This window comes from Synechocystis sp. LEGE 06083 (assembly GCF_015207725.1).
In the GTDB taxonomy this organism is placed as follows: Bacteria; Cyanobacteriota; Cyanobacteriia; order Cyanobacteriales; family Microcystaceae; genus Synechocystis; species Synechocystis salina.
In genome coordinates this window covers 1-16,237 of sequence record NZ_JADEWJ010000061.1, presented here as the reverse complement: position 1 = coordinate 16,237, position 16,237 = coordinate 1, and the positions used below count along the sequence as shown (strand labels likewise).

Below are 16,237 nucleotides of genomic sequence, written 5' to 3'. Positions count from 1 at the left end.
CTCCCTTGACACTGACACTTGCGGTATATGGCAAAGGCGGCATTGGTAAATCCACCACCAGTTGCAACATCTCCACGGCATTGGCAAAACGAGGCAAAAAAGTTCTCCAAATTGGCTGTGATCCCAAACATGACAGCACCTTTACCCTGACCGGCTTTCTCATTCCCACCATCATCGATACCCTGCAAGAAAAAGATTTCCACTACGAAGACATCTGGCCCGAGGATGTGATTTATAAGGGTTATGCCGGAGTGGATTGTGTTGAAGCCGGTGGCCCCCCCGCTGGGGCTGGTTGTGGCGGTTACGTGGTGGGGGAAACGGTAAAACTACTCAAAGAACTCAATGCCTTTGATGAATACGACGTTATTTTGTTTGATGTGCTGGGGGACGTAGTTTGCGGTGGTTTTGCCGCCCCCTTGAACTATGCCGATTATTGTTTGATTGTTACGGACAACGGTTTTGATGCCCTCTTTGCTGCTAACCGCATCGCTGCTTCTGTGCGAGAAAAAGCTCGTACCCATAGCCTCCGTCTGGCCGGTCTAATTGGCAATCGCACTTCTAAACGGGACTTGATTGATAAATACATTGAAGCCGTGCCTATGCCGGTATTGGAAATTTTGCCCCTGATTGAAGATATTCGAGTTTCTCGGGTGAAAGGCAAAACCTTGTTTGAAATGGCGGAATCTGACCCTTCCCTAGAATATGTTTGTGATTATTATCTGAACATTGCCGATCAAATTTTGTCCCAACCGGAAGGAGTTGTACCCAAGGATGCTCAGGATCGGGATTTATTCAGTCTTCTATCTGACTTCTACCTCAATCCTGCCCAGCCCGCTAACCAAACCAAAGAATTGGACTTGATGATGGTTTAAGTCTAGCTTCCTAAATCCGATCCGTCGATTGATAAATAAGCCCCCTAAATCCCCCAAAATTGGGGGACTTGGTAACCCTAAATTTTCAAAGAGTTGCCGAAAGTATTTTAGACAAGCTTGATTCATTTCTGATGAAAGATTCCCATAGAATTCGTGGAACAACTAAAGAAATTGAGCAAGCAGCTCGTACTTTGAGAAAGGGGGCAACACAGGCTGAGAAAATTTTGTGGCATTCATTACGAAATCGCCAAATTTTAGGCTTTAAGTTTCGTCGCCAGCATCCTATTGGTAATTTCATTGTTGACTTTTATTGCCCGCAACTCAAATTAGTAATAGAAGTTGATGGAAGCATTCATGATAACCAACAGGAATATGATCAATATCGATCTGAAAAACTCAAAGAATTTGGTCATTATGTTTTGCGATTTACCAACAATCAAGTCATTGATGATTTAGCAAGTGTTTTAGAAAAAATCACTCAGACAACACAAACTCTATTCCCCCCAGTATTGGGGGGTTAGGGGGGCAAAATAAAATCCAAACTATCCCAGGAGAACCTAATTATGACCGTTGCCCAACAAGCCCCTTCCGCTTTAAATTTTGACTGTGAAACCGGCAATTACCACACCTTTTGTCCCATCAGTTGTGTGTCTTGGCTCTATCAAAAAATTGAAGATAGCTTTTTTCTCGTTATCGGTACTAAAACCTGTGGATATTTTCTACAAAATGCCATGGGGGTAATGATTTTTGCCGAACCCCGTTATGCCATGGCAGAGTTGGAAGAAGGGGATATTTCTGCCCAGTTAAAAGATTATGAAGAACTGAAACGGCTTTGTCTGCAAATTAAGCGGGATCGTAACCCCAGTGTGATTGTCTGGATTGGCACTTGCACCACCGAAATTATCAAAATGGATCTCGAAGGTTTGGCGCCCCAATTAGAAGCAGAAATTGGTATTCCCATCGTCACTGCCCGGGCTAATGGCTTGGATTATGCTTTTACCCAAGGGGAAGATACAGTGCTGGCTTCCATGGCCCACAAATGTCCCACCTCTGCTCAAGTGCAAGGGGAAGACAAGGAAGAACGTAATGCCATTCAAAAGTTGTTAACCTTTGGTCGCAAAGCTGATGCGGAAAAAGTTGAGTCGGAATATGTGGATCATCAGCCGTTAGTTTTGTTTGGTTCTTTGCCCGATCCAGTGGTGACTAATTTAACGTTAGAGTTGAAAAAACAGGGAGTTAAAGTATCTGGTTGGTTACCCGCCAAACGTTATACGGAATTACCTGTAATTGACGAAGGTTACTATGTGGCCGGGGTCAATCCTTTCCTCAGCCGTACCGCCACCACATTGATGCGTCGCCGTAAATGTAAATTAATTGGTGCTCCATTTCCCATTGGTCCCGATGGCACCAGGGCCTGGATTGAAAAAATTTGCTCTGTGTTGGGCATTGAACCCCAAGGATTAGAGGAACGGGAAGCCCAAATTTGGGAAAGTTTGGAGGATTACATTAAGTTAATTCGGGGTAAATCGGTATTTTTTATGGGGGACAATCTGCTGGAAGTTTCCCTGGCCCGTTTCCTGATTCGTTGTGGCATGACCTGCCCTGAAATTGGCATTCCCTATATGGATAAACGTTATCAAGCGGCGGAATTAGCTCTACTGGAAAAAACCTGTGCTGACATGGGGGTTCCCTTGCCAAACATTGTGGAAAAACCTGATAACTACAATCAAATTCAACGGATTAAAGCCCTGCAACCAGATTTAGTGATCACCGGCATGGCCCATGCTAATCCTTTGGAAGCCCAGGGAATCAATACTAAATGGTCGGTGGAATTTACCTTTGCCCAAATCCATGGCTTTACCAATGCTCGGGATATTTTGGAATTAGCTACCCGTCCCCTACGGCGTAACTCCCAACTAGGGGAATTGGGCTGGGATAAGTTAATTGCCAAAGATGTGCCTGCTCAGGTTTAGATTCCGATCGCCTTTGGGCTGAACTATTTTACAAACAGATAACCCCATTGTCTCGGCAGGTCGAACGGCGATCGCCAGGGGCAATGGGTTTCTTTTTTCAAGGATTGTAGCTATTGCTCAAAAAGGTGATTAGTCTTGTTTTTTAGTTCCTATATCAACGCCGCGATATTTAATTACTTTTCCCTTTACCTCATTATTTTGGGGAGTACATGTTTCAGAAGATTCATAGTCGATGCCCCGGTAACATTTACTGATTTTCTCAGTTTTTTCGATGGGAGCTGCTGATTTTGAAGATTCGTAGCTAATGCCACGATAATGAAGCTCTGTCTCTTTACTGTCAATAGTTTGAGTATTTGCAAGAGTATTTTTATTCTCAAAGCTTTGCCATAAAGGGCCAACGACTATAGCCGTTAGTATTAGCAAAACAACTTTGACTTCCCAGGGCGCTAAGAGTAAACTTGCCAGTAGGTTGGCAACGGCAAAAATCACTGCTAGATGGGCAATATCATGGCGGGAGCCCCAGGCTTTATATCCAACCATTAAGCCAATAGTTAGTGGCAGTAAAAAAGTAAATTCCATAGCTTTGCTTGATCACTTTTGCTATCTTTGATATCTTCGGCACAGTTTCCGGTCCATTTTCCCTTTATTCATTTACCGGCTGTGTATGTTGTAATACCTTCTAGCATAATCTCGCTAGTCCCAAATGAAAGCTGATTTAAGCAATTACTTTTGCCCTGGTTTAAGCGGAAGAAGTTTTCTGTCGTCCTTGGCTGGCGCATTGGTCAATATTCCTTTGGCCCTGGCGATCGCCGTGGGTATGAATATGGCCCTAGGTCAGACCGGAGCAACCCAGGAAGTAGTGGTGCTGGAATCGGCTATGACACCTGATGCCATTTTTGCCCGGGGGGTCAAGGCTGGGGAAGCGGGCAATTACGCTGAAGCAGTGGAGTTATTCTCGGCCGTGCTGAAGCTGAGTCCAGACTCGCCGGAAACCCACTATAACCGTGGTTTGGCTTGGGAGAGGCTCGGCAATGTGGACCAGGCGATCGCCGACTATGGCCGCAGTATTGCCCTAGACCGTTATTACATTCCCCCCTACATCAACCGGGGTAATCTTTATAGCCAACAGCAGGACCACCACACAGCTATCCAGGATTTTACCCAGGCCATCACCTACGATCCGAACCGCTATAAGGCCTACTACAACCGGGCCAATAGTTATTTCCAACTGGGACAATACGGCCAGGCGATCGCCGACTACAACCGGGTGCTGGTGCTCAGGCCGGACTACATCAACGCCATTTATAACCGGGGTTTGGCCCACTTCCAAGCCGGACAACTAGACAATTCCCGTCAAGATCTGCTGTTTTCTGCCCAGGCTTACCTCAACCGTGGCGATCGCCTTGGTTACCTAGAAGCTTTGGATCAAATGAGTGAGTTGGGCCTATAACTTTTGCCAGCGTAGGTCACAGGGCCACAACTTTCCCTTAGTATCCAGGGCAGAAATACCGGAGAGGGGAAGGGGATACCCCTATAATTATGGCTGTCAACTGTGTTTGGAGCATTACACACCGATGTTAAGTAAAGTCCCCGCCACCATTGAAGAAATCGCCGCCCGGGAAATTTTAGACTCCAGGGGTCGCCCCACCATCGAAGCGGAAGTCCGGCTGGAAAGTGGGGCCCACGGCATTGCCCAGGTGCCCAGTGGTGCTTCCACAGGCAGTTTTGAAGCCCATGAATTGCGGGACGGAGACCCCAAGCGCTATGACGGGAAAGGGGTGGAAAAAGCAGTACGGAACGTGACGGAAAAAATTGCCCCGGTGGTGGAAGGTCTGGATGCCTTCGATCAAATGGCGGTGGATCAGGCCATGATTGACCGGGATGGAACGGACAATAAAAAAGAATTGGGGGCCAATGCCATTTTGGGGGTTTCCTTAGCCACTGCTAAGGCCGCCGCCGCTGAACTAGCCATTCCCCTCTACCGCTACCTGGGCGGCCCCCTGGCTAACGTGCTGCCGGTGCCGATGATGAACGTGATTAACGGTGGGGCCCATGCCGACAATAACGTTGATTTTCAAGAATTTATGATCATGCCGGTGGGGGCAGAAACCTTCAAAGAAGCTCTACGCTGGGGGGCAGAAGTGTTCGCCGTGTTGGGCAAAGTGTTGAAGGAACGGAAACTACTCTCCGGCGGAGTAGGGGATGAAGGCGGCTATGCTCCTAACCTCAAATCTAACCAGGAAGCGTTGGATATTCTCATTGAGGCGATCGAGCAAGCTGGTTACAAACCCGGCAGTCAAATTGCCTTGGCCATGGACATTGCCGCCAGTGAATTTTTCAAAAATGGCCAGTATGAATACGACGGTGGTTCCCATTCTCCCCAGGAATTCATCGACTACCAAGCTAAGCTAGTGAGCCAATATCCCATTGTCTCCATTGAAGATGGTTTACACGAAGACGATTGGGAAAGTTGGAAAAGTTTAACCGCTTCCCTGGGCACCAAAACCCAATTGGTGGGGGATGACTTGATGGTAACGAATCCTGTACGTCTGCAAAAATCCATTGATTTGGGAGTTGCCAACGCCATTTTGATCAAACTCAATCAGATTGGCACCTTGAGTGAAACCCTAGAAACCATTTCCCTCGCTACCCGCCATAGTTACCGTTCAGTTATTTCCCACCGTTCTGGGGAGACGGAAGACACGACGATCGCCGACTTAGCTGTGGCCACCAGGGTGGGGCAAATTAAAACTGGTTCCCTTTGTCGTTCTGAGCGGGTTGCTAAATATAACCGTTTACTCCGCATTGAAGACGAACTTGGCGATCGGGCCGTTTATGCTCCTAAAATTGGCCTAGGCCCCAAACATTCTTAGGGAGTGTTTTAAAAGCCCCCCATTATGACCTGAGGTTTTTAGGGGCAAACTAAAATTTTGCAAACGGGTTCTTCGGATTAGATTGTTGCTTGTGATTGTCTAAACTTCCTCAGTTTTGCTATTCAAGATTAATTTTTCCCATGGTTACGCCGCTGGCGGACTGTGGGAATGTTTTTTTCTGACCCAGCCTAACCCAAAGAGGCAATGGCATTCACTTGCCCCGTAAGCTCAATAAAGTACAATTCCACTATCAAATCAGGATAGCGATCCCGAATTTTTGCCCCAGCTTGCTTTAGATAACTGGCATGGAAATTTTCCTCCGCCTGGCGATCGCCAAAGGGTAAAGGGTGAATCTGAGCGTAGGCGCCACAATCTTGGTGATCAAAAATAATCACCCGACTGATGTTATGCAACTGTTTGGAAAGGGCCAGTTGATCCCAAAAGGTTTCTGCTTCGGCGGGGTGGGGAAAACCAGTCAGGGCCAGGGAAGCTCCCGCTAAAGCTACCCAATCATAGGCTTGGCTCAAACCCTGTTGCCCCAGAAAGGAATGCTGATATTCAAGGAAACGGAAATCAATACAACTGAGCACTAACGCTTTGGCTTGAGATGGATTCCCCGGGTCAGCGGCACTGTCCATGGAGGGTAAGCCAACAAACAAACCAGTAGCCACCAGACCCCGCAGAAAATGGCGACGGGGGAGGGTATGGGTTGGTGGGCAACAGCCCCAGGGGTAACAATCAGGCAAATTAACTGGTTTAACCATAGCTACGGGCACTATAGGAGAGATGATTGGCGCTTGTGCTAGAATCAAACGTCAATAGATAACAGTATCAAGTCAGCCTAATTTTTATTCCCTGAATACGCCCTAAATTTTCTTAGCTGTGGCGTGGAGGGAATGGGAAGCGGGGGAACCAACCTAGGGGCTTATTCCTAAAAATATTAGGAAGGAAAAACTCTCATTTCTAGCCCGTCAGCTAACCCCGTAGGCATTGAGGGAGGACTAATAAATCATCATTGTTCACCGATGTTTTGACTTTATTGAGGAACTCAGCCAGGGACGCGACTGTTATTTCATCCTGTTCTAAATAAAGTTGAGATTGATGATGCAAGAGTTTTGCCATTAGTTTTTGTTCGTCTATTCCATTCAAGGTTGGGAGAATTTTTGCCCTTAATCTTGTTCTGGTTTTGATCCATCCTGCCATGGCGTGGCCATTCCTTTAATACCCTCATTCAAAGGGGTGATGATGATGTGCTTTTTGGCTCATTTTCTGTCTGCTTTGGTTATTTTCGACTGATTACGGCTTACTCTAATCGTCCGGAGGTTTTATGGCGGCCAATATACCTGCTTTGCTTTCCCTTGGGGTTTTTATCGGGGTTATTCTCCTGATTATGTCGGAGAAAATGCACCTAACCATCGCCGCCTTTTTGGGGGCGTTAATTCTAGTTTTCACCCATGTGATTACCCTCAAGGAGGGCATTGATTACATTAGTCAAAGTTATGCCACCCTAGCACTATTTTTTGGGGTGATGGTGTTGGTAAGATCCTTCGAGCCCACCAACATTTTTCAGTATTTAGCCACCCAAATGGTATTGCTAGCCAAAGGTAGTGGCAAACTCCTAGTGCTGGGGGTAATTGCCATCACAACTCCCATCTGTGCCGTGTTACCCAATGCCACCACAGTGATGCTTTTGGCCCCTCTGATTCCTCCCTTGGCCCAGGAAATTGGCGTGGATTTTGTCCCCCTATTGATCTTAATGGTCTTTGTGGCCAACAGTGCTGGACTGTTAACCCTGGTGGGAGATCCCGCTACTTTTATCGTTGGGGATGCCATTAATATCAGTTTTAATGAGTACCTATTCAAACTGAGTTTTATGGGGGTTTTGGCCATCATTAGTATTTTGGCGATCGCCCCGATACTATTTCGTAAAATTTGGCGCAGTCGGTTTACCCATTTAGAAGATCTTCCCCATCCCCAAATTAATCACCCCAAAATCTTGATGGCCGGGGGAATTATTATTGCCTTAGTGCTGATTTTTTTCGTTATTGGTGAAAATTTACCTGTTCCCATTCCCCCCGCTTCGGTAGCCCTAATGGGGGCCTGTCTGGCCTTACTTCTTGCCCACCAAAGCAAAATTGACACTGTACATAATATTTTACGGGACGTGGATTGGAGCACCCTCATCTTTTTCATGTCCATTTTTGTCATTATTGGCTCTTTGGAAAAAACTGGAGTAACTGCTTCCCTTGCCCAACTTTTGGCTGTGGTGGTGGGCCAAAATATTGCTTTTGGAGCGATCGTTTTAGTGTTTACGGTGGGATTGTTATCCAGTGTGGTGCCCAATATTCCCCTGGTGGTGGCCATGGTTCCCCTGCTCAAACAATATGTAGTTAATATTGGTTTTGCTGGCCCAGAAATATTGACCCCTGATTTTGCTGGACAATTGCCGGTGGAAGTATTGCCTTTGTTTTACGCCATGATGTTTGGCGCTACCCTGGGGGGCAATGGCACTTTAGTGGGGGCTTCCTCCAATATTGTGGCGGCAGGCATTTCCGAACAACATGGGCGACCGATTTCCTTTCACCGTTTTTTACACTATGGTTTGCCGGTGATGGCAGTGCAGTTGGTGGTGGCGGCTCTTTTTGTGGCTTGGTTGATGCTCACCCGATAGGGCGGATAAAGCCTAATCAGAATTTGCTTGGGAGGTGGATGGATAACCTTGCTCCATGGCGATCGCCTGGCGTACCAAACGGGGATAGGCCAGGAGAAAGTACCACCACCAGAGGGCAATGACGGCGGCCACGGGTAAGGATAACCACCATCGATGGAACAGTAACCAACTAGCGGCAATAATCACTGACCCAGTGAGTAAAATTGTCCAAGGCTGACACCAGCGGGGCTTTTCTGACCAAACGTCGTAATTTTCAGGATGATCCATAATGTTTTGCTGCTTAATAGCCCAAGCATAGGTTTGCAAGTCATTGCTGACTGCCCAAGTTGAGGGGGAAACTAGATACAAGCCCCCCACTATTGCGGTCGTTTGATTGAGTCGATTTAGGGGGGCGACTGAAATTTTGACGACAGAGCCTAATAATTTTTGATCATTAACTCTTTCCCTTTGGAAGCTTTTTCTTGCTTGTAATTGTTCATCCCATATTGTAAATCCCATTCAATAATTTGAGCAAAACTAAATAATTTTCTGATTTCTTCAGAATCATCGTAGGTAATTAACCATTTATGGGGACAGGCTTTCATAATTTCAGCAAATCTCTGATGATCAAAGGAAGTGTGTAAATCTCCCTTTTTGCCATAAAGTTTGGACTTAGTGGCGCTCAGGTAGGGCGGATCGAGAAAAATAAATACCCCTTCCCCCGGTGAATCAATTAATTGCTGATAATCCAGATTGGTAATGGCGACATTGGTGAACATTTTGCCTAAATCATTCAACCTGACAATGGAAGAACTGGTGAAACGTTTCTCAAACGCCTGCTGGGAATAGCCCCCGGATTCTACTGTGCCGGAGAAGGTGATGCGGTTCAGCACAAAAAAACGCACTGCCCGGGCAAATTCATTCAATTCCAGCCCATCTTCAGTTAATTTAGCAAAAAGTTTTCTGCCATCGGTTTGTTGATTTTTGACTTCTGTAACTGCGTCGGTTAGCTCGGTAATGCCATCCTGGGCCCCTTGCCAAAAGCAATATAAATCAAAATTTAAGTCATTAATCCAATATTTATTAATGTTATCGCCAAAAATTTGTTTGATAGCTAAAAATACCGATCCCCCACCAATAAATGGCTCCCGATACTCCTTAATTTGAGCGGGAATATGGGGCAAAATTTGCTTCAGGGCTTTGGATTTGCCCCCTGGATAACGCAAAGGACTTTTGATTTTGTCCCTTTGAGCAGCAGAATGCTCTGGTTTCTCCGTCTCCCCCGCCCCCTTCATCATCTAATTCGCTCTATACTGCTGTTTCCAAAAATTGACCTAGGTGCCGGAATTTGTCGTACCGCAATTGTTTCCGTTCTTGGGCAGTCAATTGGGCCAAGGTGTTGAGGTGGAACAATAAAGCTTCCTTTAACTTAGCGGCGGCTCCCAATGGATCAGCGTGGGCGGCTCCCTTTGGTTCGGGAATGATGCCATCAATAATTTGTAACTTGGCTAAATCGTCAGCGGTAATTTTTAGGGCGATCGCCGCTTTGTCCGATTTTTTCGCATCCTTCCAGAGAATGGCCGCACAGGCCTCTGGAGTAGCCACCGTGTAGACCGCATTTTCCAGCATCAATACCCGATCGCCAACGCCAATCCCCAACGCACCGCCGGAACCCCCTTCCCCAATGACGGTACAAAGAATGGGCACATCTAACCGAAACATTTCCCGCAAATTAACGGCGATCGCCTCTCCTTGACCCAACTTTTCTGCATCAATGCCGGCCCAAGCCCCAGGGGTATCGATAAAAGTGATGATAGGCATGCCAAAACGATTAGCGTGTTCCATCAACCGCAGGGCCTTACGGTAACCATTGGGGGCCGCCATGCCAAAATTACGGGCCACATTATCTTTGGTATCTCTTCCCTTTTGATGGCCCATAATCACCACAGGCCGAGTTCCCAACCGAGCCACTCCCCCCACCAAAGCCGGATCATCGTACCCCCCCCGATCGCCGTGCATTTCAAACCAGTCATCTGCAATGGCTTGAATATAGTCCAACGTGCTAGGACGGCGGGGATGGCGGGCTAACTGCAACCGCTGGGAAGGATTGAGATTGCTAAAAATTTCCTGGCGCAATTGTTCAGCCCGATTTTCTAGTTGGCTGAGCTGTTCGGACACGTCCACATTTTTTTCTTGGGCTAGTTCCCGGATTTGATTAATTTTTTCCTCTAGCTCATAGAGGGGCTTCTCAAAATCCAGCAGAAAAACACGACGCTCACTTTTACTCATAACTAGGGATGGATTAGCCGGGCTAAGGGTGATGGATTTTTCCAGCGTATCAAAAAGCCGTGACTTTAATGCCGCCGTTGACCCAACCTTCCGGAGCGAAACGCCCGGGCCGACTGTGACCACCATAAGCAAAAAAGACTGACTGGGCCTAGCTTAGTCCCTTATCAGTGCCACAAAAAAGAGGGGGCCAACCCCAGCAAAAACCAAAGCTAAAGATAAACAAAAGATTAAGGTCAAAAGCGTGACATTGCCTGTCCGCCCTTCGTAAAATAGGGAAGATTGTATTTTTTGTTACGGTTATACGGTTTTTTCCCCTTCCCTTGACCAGATTTTGCCCCTAAATTATTAAAGGTTTTTGCTCCTGCTGTCAAAATTACTACCATTTGGGGCTTTGTCCAGCCCCCAGCCTGCCCTTCTGTAATCCCCAGTTCCGTAGATATTGGCTTTTTATACACTGTCCATTTCCGGTTGACCCACCATGGTTATTTCCTCGCCGCTCCATCAAGAAACAGTTTTTTCCCTCGAAGTCATTCGCTCCACCGCCAGTGAACTGGTGCGCCAAAACCGCCTCGATCGCCAACAGCCCATCTATACCCTTTGTCAATTCATCCCTGCCCGGCAATGGTTAGCAGTGGAAAGGGAGTTGGAAATGCACGATTACCTTTTGCGGGACCACATCATTGATCTGATGAACTGCGAAGCCTGGGATTTCCAGGACTCAGACGGTTACGGTTGTGCCTAGGGAGAAAGGGCATTTCCTGAAGAAGTTTTGAAAAGCCCTCCTGCAAGTCCTTAGCCTCCCAAAGGTCGGGTTATGGGTAAGACAATGTGCCGAGGGGAACCATCCCCCACCCTAGAGGTTCCAGCAATGTCACCATTCCCCGGCGATCACCTGCCTTGAACCGAGGTGGGCTAGTTTAGCCATTTTTCCGCCGAATCAAGTATTCTGGGGGGGCATTGATGGTTGCTCCAATTCCCTAGGGGTTAACAATTGCGCTAAACTAACCTCAGCTATTATTTTTATTTCTAACTTCTATTCTATTTCTTAGCATTATCGCTAGTTATTTTTATTTTTACGATTTAACTTTATATGTCAATTCATAGTGGTATTCCTTTCCGCAGGGATCGTTTGTCTATCTTTGTGGATGGGAATAATATGTTTTATGCACAGCAGAAAAATGGCTGGTTTTTTGATCCGAGAAGGGTATTATCTTTTTTTACTGAAGATCCATCCGTAAAGCTTGTCAACGCCTTTTGGTACACTGGCTTGAAAGATACCCAAGACCAAAGGGGTTTTCGGGATGCCCTAATTAGTTTAGGGTACACCGTCAGAACTAAAATTCTGAAGGAATATTACGACGATATTTCTGGTAAATACTCCCAAAAAGCTAATTTAGACATTGAAATTGTTGTAGATATGTTTAACACCGTTGATCAATATGATCGGGTGGTTTTATTTAGTGGCGACGGCGATTTTGAACGGGCGATCGAACTATTAAGATCGAAAAGTACCCACATCACTGTAGTTTCCACCGAAGGAATGATTGCCAGGGAATTGCGTAATGCCACCGATCGTTATATTGACCTTAATGACATCAGACCAGCCATTGAAAAACAGGATTTTTATAGCACTGAACAAACTGCTTAACTGTCTTCTTAATAAATTCCTATTAATAGGAATGGATAATCTAGTAAGTAATACTAAAGAGACTGCGCCCGAGAATGAAAATTCCTAGTGATGCTATCATTCCAGTAGAAAAACTAACTTGTTATCTACTGATCTTTAAACCCCAAGATGACAAATCAAAATTTCTCGCTCAAGCTGGTTTCACCTTAGATGCTCCCGAAAATTTGGAACGGGCGATACGAATACTTATTTCCACTGAGTCTGCCATCTTTGACGGTAACAACGAATATGGCAAATTCTATCGAGTTGAAGGACCACTGCAGGGAACCCAAACCAGAACTATAAATGTTGTCACTATCTGGATACAGTGGCATATTGACCAAAAATTTCGATTTGTAACCCTCAAACCTAAAAAGGAGAAAACACTTTGAACTTAGAGCTTTATCAGCGTGTTGTCCTGACCGTAGACCAACCCCAATATAACCTCAAAAAAGGAGATATCGCCACGTTAGTTGATATGGTTCCTCATCCTGCCGGTAGAGAAAATGGCTATATTTTGGAAGTATTCAATGCTAAAGGCGAAAGTATTGCTGTTATTAGCCTTCCCCAGTCCCAAGTAGAACCCATTCCCGATAATGCTCTACTGTCCGTTCGTCTCCTGGCCGCATGAAAAAGTGAATTGGGATCCTCAACTAGAGGAATTGTATAATGGCCAGTTTTAGTTTCATTTATTCAATTAATCTGTCCAAGTTCTCTATTTAGAGGACAATAAAAGCGTTGATAGGGATAGCCAAAGATATTTTTTTTCGGACTTCTATCCATTTGACAATCGGGAAAATCTAGGGGAGCAAAATAATTAACTAACCATAAATCCACTGGTCCTTCCGCCTGTTTTAATAAATTCTGTAACTTTTCTGTAGCAGCAGGATCCTGTGATTTTTCCTGGGGTAAAAAAACGAATCGTAGCTGGGGTACTAACTCAGGAAAATGGCGCTGCGCTTCCCAGGCGAGGCCCAACAGTTCCCCCATCTGTACCAAGCTTTTATGGGTAGTGACAATCCAACGGTTTTCGCTAGGGGGATTGTCTGCCAATAGGGTTAAAAGTTTATCAGGTCGATAATATTTCTGATAAGCCAAGTTATGGGTAACAGTGAAAGCACTCAAAATACCAATGATCAAAATGATCATCGGCAAATAGAGGCCCTGGCGACTTCTTTGCCACCAATTTAATTGCTGCCATTGATCAACCGATGGGCTTAAATCACCACTGCGGTGGGAATTTACTTGGGGATTTTTTCCTAGGCCCACACCGGCCATTAACATCAGTAAACTCCAAAAGTTAAAGCTATACCTTGCCCCTCTGGTAATATCTAAGCCAGCTCCGTAACTGATGGTCAAATAAATAATTACCAAAACAATAAAAGTAGTAACCAAAACTAAAACCCTTGGATCTTTTTGCGTTTTTATGCCGTGCCCCAGACCCTGCCATACCACCGGGGTTAACCAGATAAAGTAGGCCAACATCCCCAGACCTGATAACACCACAAGCCACAAATTTTCCGATTCCACAGGCCATAGACAAAACATGGTGATGCCAGCGGCAGCTAATTGGGCTGGAGGGCCGAGGAGGGTATCAACCCAGGACATATCGGTGAATTGAATCCATTCCGTCATGCCATGGCCGAATTGCTTTTGGCTAATAATCACTATCCAACTGAGACCGGCGGCAGCGGTGCCCAGTATGACGGGTAAAAGGGATTTTAAAGCTAATAGAAAGTTAATTTTTCCCTGGCGATGCCATACTCCCAGCCACAGTGCTAGGGCGATCGCCTGGGCGGCCATTGGTAAAACGGCAAAAAAGTGGACCGAAATGCCTAGAGCATTGGCTAATATCCAGATGATAGTTAAGGAAAAAGGTAAACGTTGATTTTTTAATAAATAGCCCAAGCTTTTTAAGCAACAGGCAATGGAAATTAGTCCCCAAATAATGGCAAAGGTGTAGTGTCGAGCTTCCTGGCTAATGAAAATTCCGTAGGGGGAAATGGCCATCAAAAGGGCGGTAAATTGGGCTAATTTTTCCTGGTCTTTACCCCAAATCCACTTAGCACAGCCATAGCCTAGGGGTACTGCAAGGGTGCCAAAAACAACCGGCAACGATCGCCCGATCGCCAGGGATAAATAATTGCCATCGGGGGGAAATAATCGATACCAGAGGTGAGCTAGGACAAAATAAAAGGGGGGATGGTTATCACCATTTAATAAACTTGCCGCCACAGTATTGGGTTCTGGCTGGGGTAGGGGTTGCAAAATGGTTAATAGGTCGGCAACGGTTAACACCTGGCCCAAGGGTATATCGCTAAAAGAATTACCTAGACTAAATACGAGGGTGGCAAATTCATCAGTCCAGGGGGGTTTACTGTCCAAATTCCAACTGCGTAATCCAGCGGCGATCGCCGTCCAGAGCAGAAGTAACCAAAAAGAGCGGGACATAGGCAATTAACACAGGGGCAAAGACAGGGTTTTTCCCAACAGACAGACAATCCCCCCAGCGATTAGGTTGCCAGGGGGAAGAGGACGTTTCAGACGAAACATAGACTGGGTAGGTTAACCCAAAGCCGAGGTAACAATGGCTTCCGCCTCTGTGAAAATAGCCTGGAGATGCGCTTCATCCTTAAAGCTTTCGGCATAGATTTTATAGACATTTTCCGTGCCGGAGGGCCGAGCCGCAAACCAACCTTCCGCCGTGGTCACTTTCAACCCACCGATCGCCGCTTGGTTACCGGGGGCTTTGGTCAGCTTCGCCGTGATGGGGTCGCCGGCCAGGGTAGTGGCAGTAACGTCATCGGGCGCAAGTTTTTTCAGTCGATCCTTCTGGGCTGGGGTGGCCGGAGCATCGATGCGCTGGTAGATCGGATTGCCCAACTTAGCGGTTAAATCCTGGTAATGGAGCCCAGGGTCTTTGCCGGTTTTAGCCGTAATTTCCGCCGCCAACAGATCCATAATGGTGCCATCCTTATCGGTGGTCCAAACGGTGCCATTTTTCTTCAGGAAGGAAGCCCCTGCACTTTCTTCACCCCCAAAGCCAAAGGAGCCGTCCAACAAACCATTGACAAACCATTTAAAGCCCACGGGCACTTCATAGACGGAACGGTTAATTAATTGCCCCACCCGGTCAATCATGCTACTGCTCACCAACGTTTTGCCAATGGCACTCAGGCCCGACCACTGTTGCCGCTGACTAAATAGATACCAGATCGCCACGGAGAGGAAATGGTTCGGATTCATTAACCCCACGCTGGGGGTGACAATGCCATGGCGATCGCCGTCGGTGTCATTACCAAAAGCAATATCGTAGTGATCTTTGATTTTCACCAAACTGGCCATGGCGTAGGGAGAAGAACAATCCATGCGGATCTTACCGTCCCAATCCAGGGTCATAAATTTAAACGTTGGATCTACGCCGGGATTAACCAGATTGATATTCAAATTATATTTAGCGGCAATGGGTTCCCAATAGCCCACATTGGCTCCCCCCAAGGGATCAACCCCTAAGCGCAAGCCCGCTGAACGAATTACCTCGAGGTCAATGATGTCCGCCAAACCGTCCACATAGGGGGTAACAAAATCATGGGCATGGGTGGTGGGGGCCTTCAACGCCCGGTCATAGTCCCATCGTTGAACTGCTCGATTGCCGGTTTTGAGCAACTCATTGGCTCGGTTCTGAATCCATTGGGTTGCTTCCGGTTCTGCTGGGCCGCCGGAAGGGGGATTATATTTAAAACCGCCATCGCTGGGGGGGTTGTGGGAAGGGGTAATAATAATGCCGTCGGCCAAACCCTCTTTGCGCCCCTGGTTGTAGGTCAAAATGGCGTAGGACACCGCTGGGGTAGGGGTGAAGCGGGTCAGGTCGGTGGCGGTGGTTAAAAAGGTTTCCACCTGGTTAGCGGCCAATA

At 46.6% G+C, this 16,237-nt stretch carries 18 protein-coding genes and 1 riboswitch; of the genes, 10 read left to right on the top strand and 8 right to left on the bottom strand.

All coding sequences use genetic code 11. The features are described 5' to 3' along the window. Positions 1-11 precede the first annotated feature (11 nt). The 3 genes from bchL (at position 12) to bchN (ending at position 2,845) form a co-directional block, all read left to right on the top strand. On the top strand, positions 12-872 hold the full coding sequence (gene bchL / locus IQ219_RS06855; RefSeq protein WP_190597952.1) for a ferredoxin:protochlorophyllide reductase (ATP-dependent) iron-sulfur ATP-binding protein: 861 nt from the start codon (positions 12-14) through the stop codon (positions 870-872). A 68-nt stretch (positions 873-940) separates the two neighbouring features. Beyond that, the gene (locus tag IQ219_RS06850) at positions 941-1,393 is read left to right on the top strand and encodes an endonuclease domain-containing protein (protein ID WP_228016767.1); all 453 of its coding nucleotides are present in this window, start codon (positions 941-943) and stop codon (positions 1,391-1,393) included. Positions 1,394-1,435: 42 nt separating this feature from the next. Then, positions 1,436-2,845, top strand: coding sequence for a ferredoxin:protochlorophyllide reductase (ATP-dependent) subunit N (gene bchN / locus IQ219_RS06845; protein WP_190597923.1), 1,410 nt, complete (start codon positions 1,436-1,438; stop codon positions 2,843-2,845). 129 nt (positions 2,846-2,974) lie between these two features. Here the strand turns inward: bchN and IQ219_RS06840 are convergent, their stop codons facing one another. After that, a complete protein-coding gene (locus IQ219_RS06840) occupies positions 2,975-3,424 on the bottom strand; it encodes a DUF4278 domain-containing protein (RefSeq protein WP_190597924.1) in 450 nt (149 codons plus the stop codon). A gap of 124 nt (positions 3,425-3,548) precedes the next feature. Between IQ219_RS06840 and IQ219_RS06835 the strand changes: the two genes are divergently transcribed. Both IQ219_RS06835 and eno read left to right on the top strand, forming a co-directional pair. Beyond that, the gene (locus tag IQ219_RS06835) at positions 3,549-4,295 is read left to right on the top strand and encodes a tetratricopeptide repeat protein (protein WP_194072133.1); all 747 of its coding nucleotides are present in this window, start codon (positions 3,549-3,551) and stop codon (positions 4,293-4,295) included. Positions 4,296-4,419: 124 nt separating this feature from the next. Then, positions 4,420-5,718 carry a phosphopyruvate hydratase gene (gene eno, locus IQ219_RS06830; RefSeq protein ID WP_190597926.1) on the top strand — a complete coding sequence of 433 codons (1,299 nt, stop codon included), beginning with the start codon at positions 4,420-4,422 and terminating at the stop codon, positions 5,716-5,718. A 188-nt stretch (positions 5,719-5,906) separates the two neighbouring features. Here eno and IQ219_RS06825 read toward each other — a convergent pair whose 3' ends face one another. Continuing rightward, positions 5,907-6,482: a carbonic anhydrase gene (locus IQ219_RS06825; protein ID WP_194072132.1), complete on the bottom strand. Its 576-nt coding sequence runs from the start codon at positions 6,480-6,482 to the stop codon at positions 5,907-5,909. Between the two features lie 88 nt (positions 6,483-6,570). Continuing rightward, a riboswitch (cyclic di-AMP (ydaO/yuaA leader) is annotated at positions 6,571-6,722 on the top strand. 323 nt (positions 6,723-7,045) lie between these two features. Between IQ219_RS06825 and IQ219_RS06820 the strand changes: the two genes are divergently transcribed. Further along, positions 7,046-8,389: an ArsB/NhaD family transporter gene (locus tag IQ219_RS06820; RefSeq protein WP_194019186.1), complete on the top strand. Its 1,344-nt coding sequence runs from the start codon at positions 7,046-7,048 to the stop codon at positions 8,387-8,389. Positions 8,390-8,401: 12 nt separating this feature from the next. Here the strand turns inward: IQ219_RS06820 and IQ219_RS06815 are convergent, their stop codons facing one another. The 4 genes from IQ219_RS06815 to IQ219_RS06800 form a co-directional block, all read right to left on the bottom strand. Beyond that, positions 8,402-8,656, bottom strand: a complete 255-nt coding sequence (locus tag IQ219_RS06815; RefSeq protein WP_190597929.1) for a DUF6737 family protein — start codon at positions 8,654-8,656, stop codon at positions 8,402-8,404. 149 nt (positions 8,657-8,805) lie between these two features. Continuing rightward, on the bottom strand, positions 8,806-9,666 hold the full coding sequence (locus IQ219_RS06810) for a DNA adenine methylase (protein WP_228016766.1): 861 nt from the start codon (positions 9,664-9,666) through the stop codon (positions 8,806-8,808). A 10-nt stretch (positions 9,667-9,676) separates the two neighbouring features. Continuing rightward, positions 9,677-10,657 carry an acetyl-CoA carboxylase carboxyl transferase subunit alpha gene (gene accA / locus IQ219_RS06805; RefSeq protein ID WP_194019185.1) on the bottom strand — a complete coding sequence of 327 codons (981 nt, stop codon included), beginning with the start codon at positions 10,655-10,657 and terminating at the stop codon, positions 9,677-9,679. A 233-nt stretch (positions 10,658-10,890) separates the two neighbouring features. Next, positions 10,891-11,112, bottom strand: coding sequence for a hypothetical protein (locus IQ219_RS06800; RefSeq protein ID WP_194072131.1), 222 nt, complete (start codon positions 11,110-11,112; stop codon positions 10,891-10,893). A 23-nt stretch (positions 11,113-11,135) separates the two neighbouring features. On the opposite strand from IQ219_RS06800, the gene IQ219_RS06795 reads away from it, so the two are divergent. From IQ219_RS06795 to IQ219_RS06780, 4 genes are all read left to right on the top strand, one after another. Then, complete coding sequence (locus IQ219_RS06795; RefSeq protein WP_194072130.1) at positions 11,136-11,399, top strand: DUF4327 family protein; 264 nt, start codon at positions 11,136-11,138, stop codon at positions 11,397-11,399. A 348-nt stretch (positions 11,400-11,747) separates the two neighbouring features. After that, positions 11,748-12,305, top strand: coding sequence for an NYN domain-containing protein (locus IQ219_RS06790; RefSeq protein ID WP_010874237.1), 558 nt, complete (start codon positions 11,748-11,750; stop codon positions 12,303-12,305). Between the two features lie 74 nt (positions 12,306-12,379). Beyond that, the gene (locus IQ219_RS06785; protein WP_194019184.1) at positions 12,380-12,715 is read left to right on the top strand and encodes a DUF6883 domain-containing protein; all 336 of its coding nucleotides are present in this window, start codon (positions 12,380-12,382) and stop codon (positions 12,713-12,715) included. Beyond that, a complete protein-coding gene (locus IQ219_RS06780) occupies positions 12,712-12,954 on the top strand; it encodes a DUF4926 domain-containing protein (protein ID WP_190598458.1) in 243 nt (80 codons plus the stop codon). The genes IQ219_RS06785 and IQ219_RS06780 overlap by 4 nt, the downstream gene beginning before the upstream one ends. 62 nt (positions 12,955-13,016) lie before the next feature. Here IQ219_RS06780 and IQ219_RS06775 read toward each other — a convergent pair whose 3' ends face one another. Continuing rightward, positions 13,017-14,774, bottom strand: a complete 1,758-nt coding sequence (locus IQ219_RS06775) for a hypothetical protein (protein WP_194072129.1) — start codon at positions 14,772-14,774, stop codon at positions 13,017-13,019. 114 nt (positions 14,775-14,888) lie between these two features. Continuing rightward, positions 14,889-16,237 (bottom strand): phosphoglucomutase (alpha-D-glucose-1,6-bisphosphate-dependent) (gene pgm / locus IQ219_RS06770; RefSeq protein ID WP_194072128.1); only part of this gene is annotated, 1,349 nt, incomplete at its 5' end.

Coding starts and splice junctions, on each gene's coding strand:
- IQ219_RS06840 (WP_190597924.1), bottom strand. CDS start 3,424: ATGGAATTTACTTTTTTACTGCCACTAACTATTGGCTTAATGGTTGGA.
- IQ219_RS06820 (WP_194019186.1), top strand. CDS start 7,046: ATGGCGGCCAATATACCTGCTTTGCTTTCCCTTGGGGTTTTTATCGGG.
- IQ219_RS06790 (WP_010874237.1), top strand. CDS start 11,748: ATGTCAATTCATAGTGGTATTCCTTTCCGCAGGGATCGTTTGTCTATC.
- IQ219_RS06825 (WP_194072132.1), bottom strand. CDS start 6,482: ATGGTTAAACCAGTTAATTTGCCTGATTGTTACCCCTGGGGCTGTTGC.
- IQ219_RS06785 (WP_194019184.1), top strand. CDS start 12,380: ATGAAAATTCCTAGTGATGCTATCATTCCAGTAGAAAAACTAACTTGT.
- eno (WP_190597926.1), top strand. CDS start 4,420: ATGTTAAGTAAAGTCCCCGCCACCATTGAAGAAATCGCCGCCCGGGAA.
- bchN (WP_190597923.1), top strand. CDS start 1,436: ATGACCGTTGCCCAACAAGCCCCTTCCGCTTTAAATTTTGACTGTGAA.
- IQ219_RS06835 (WP_194072133.1), top strand. CDS start 3,549: ATGAAAGCTGATTTAAGCAATTACTTTTGCCCTGGTTTAAGCGGAAGA.
- IQ219_RS06810 (WP_228016766.1), bottom strand. CDS start 9,666: ATGATGAAGGGGGCGGGGGAGACGGAGAAACCAGAGCATTCTGCTGCT.
- IQ219_RS06795 (WP_194072130.1), top strand. CDS start 11,136: ATGGTTATTTCCTCGCCGCTCCATCAAGAAACAGTTTTTTCCCTCGAA.
- IQ219_RS06815 (WP_190597929.1), bottom strand. CDS start 8,656: ATGGATCATCCTGAAAATTACGACGTTTGGTCAGAAAAGCCCCGCTGG.
- IQ219_RS06775 (WP_194072129.1), bottom strand. CDS start 14,774: ATGTCCCGCTCTTTTTGGTTACTTCTGCTCTGGACGGCGATCGCCGCT.
- accA (WP_194019185.1), bottom strand. CDS start 10,657: ATGAGTAAAAGTGAGCGTCGTGTTTTTCTGCTGGATTTTGAGAAGCCC.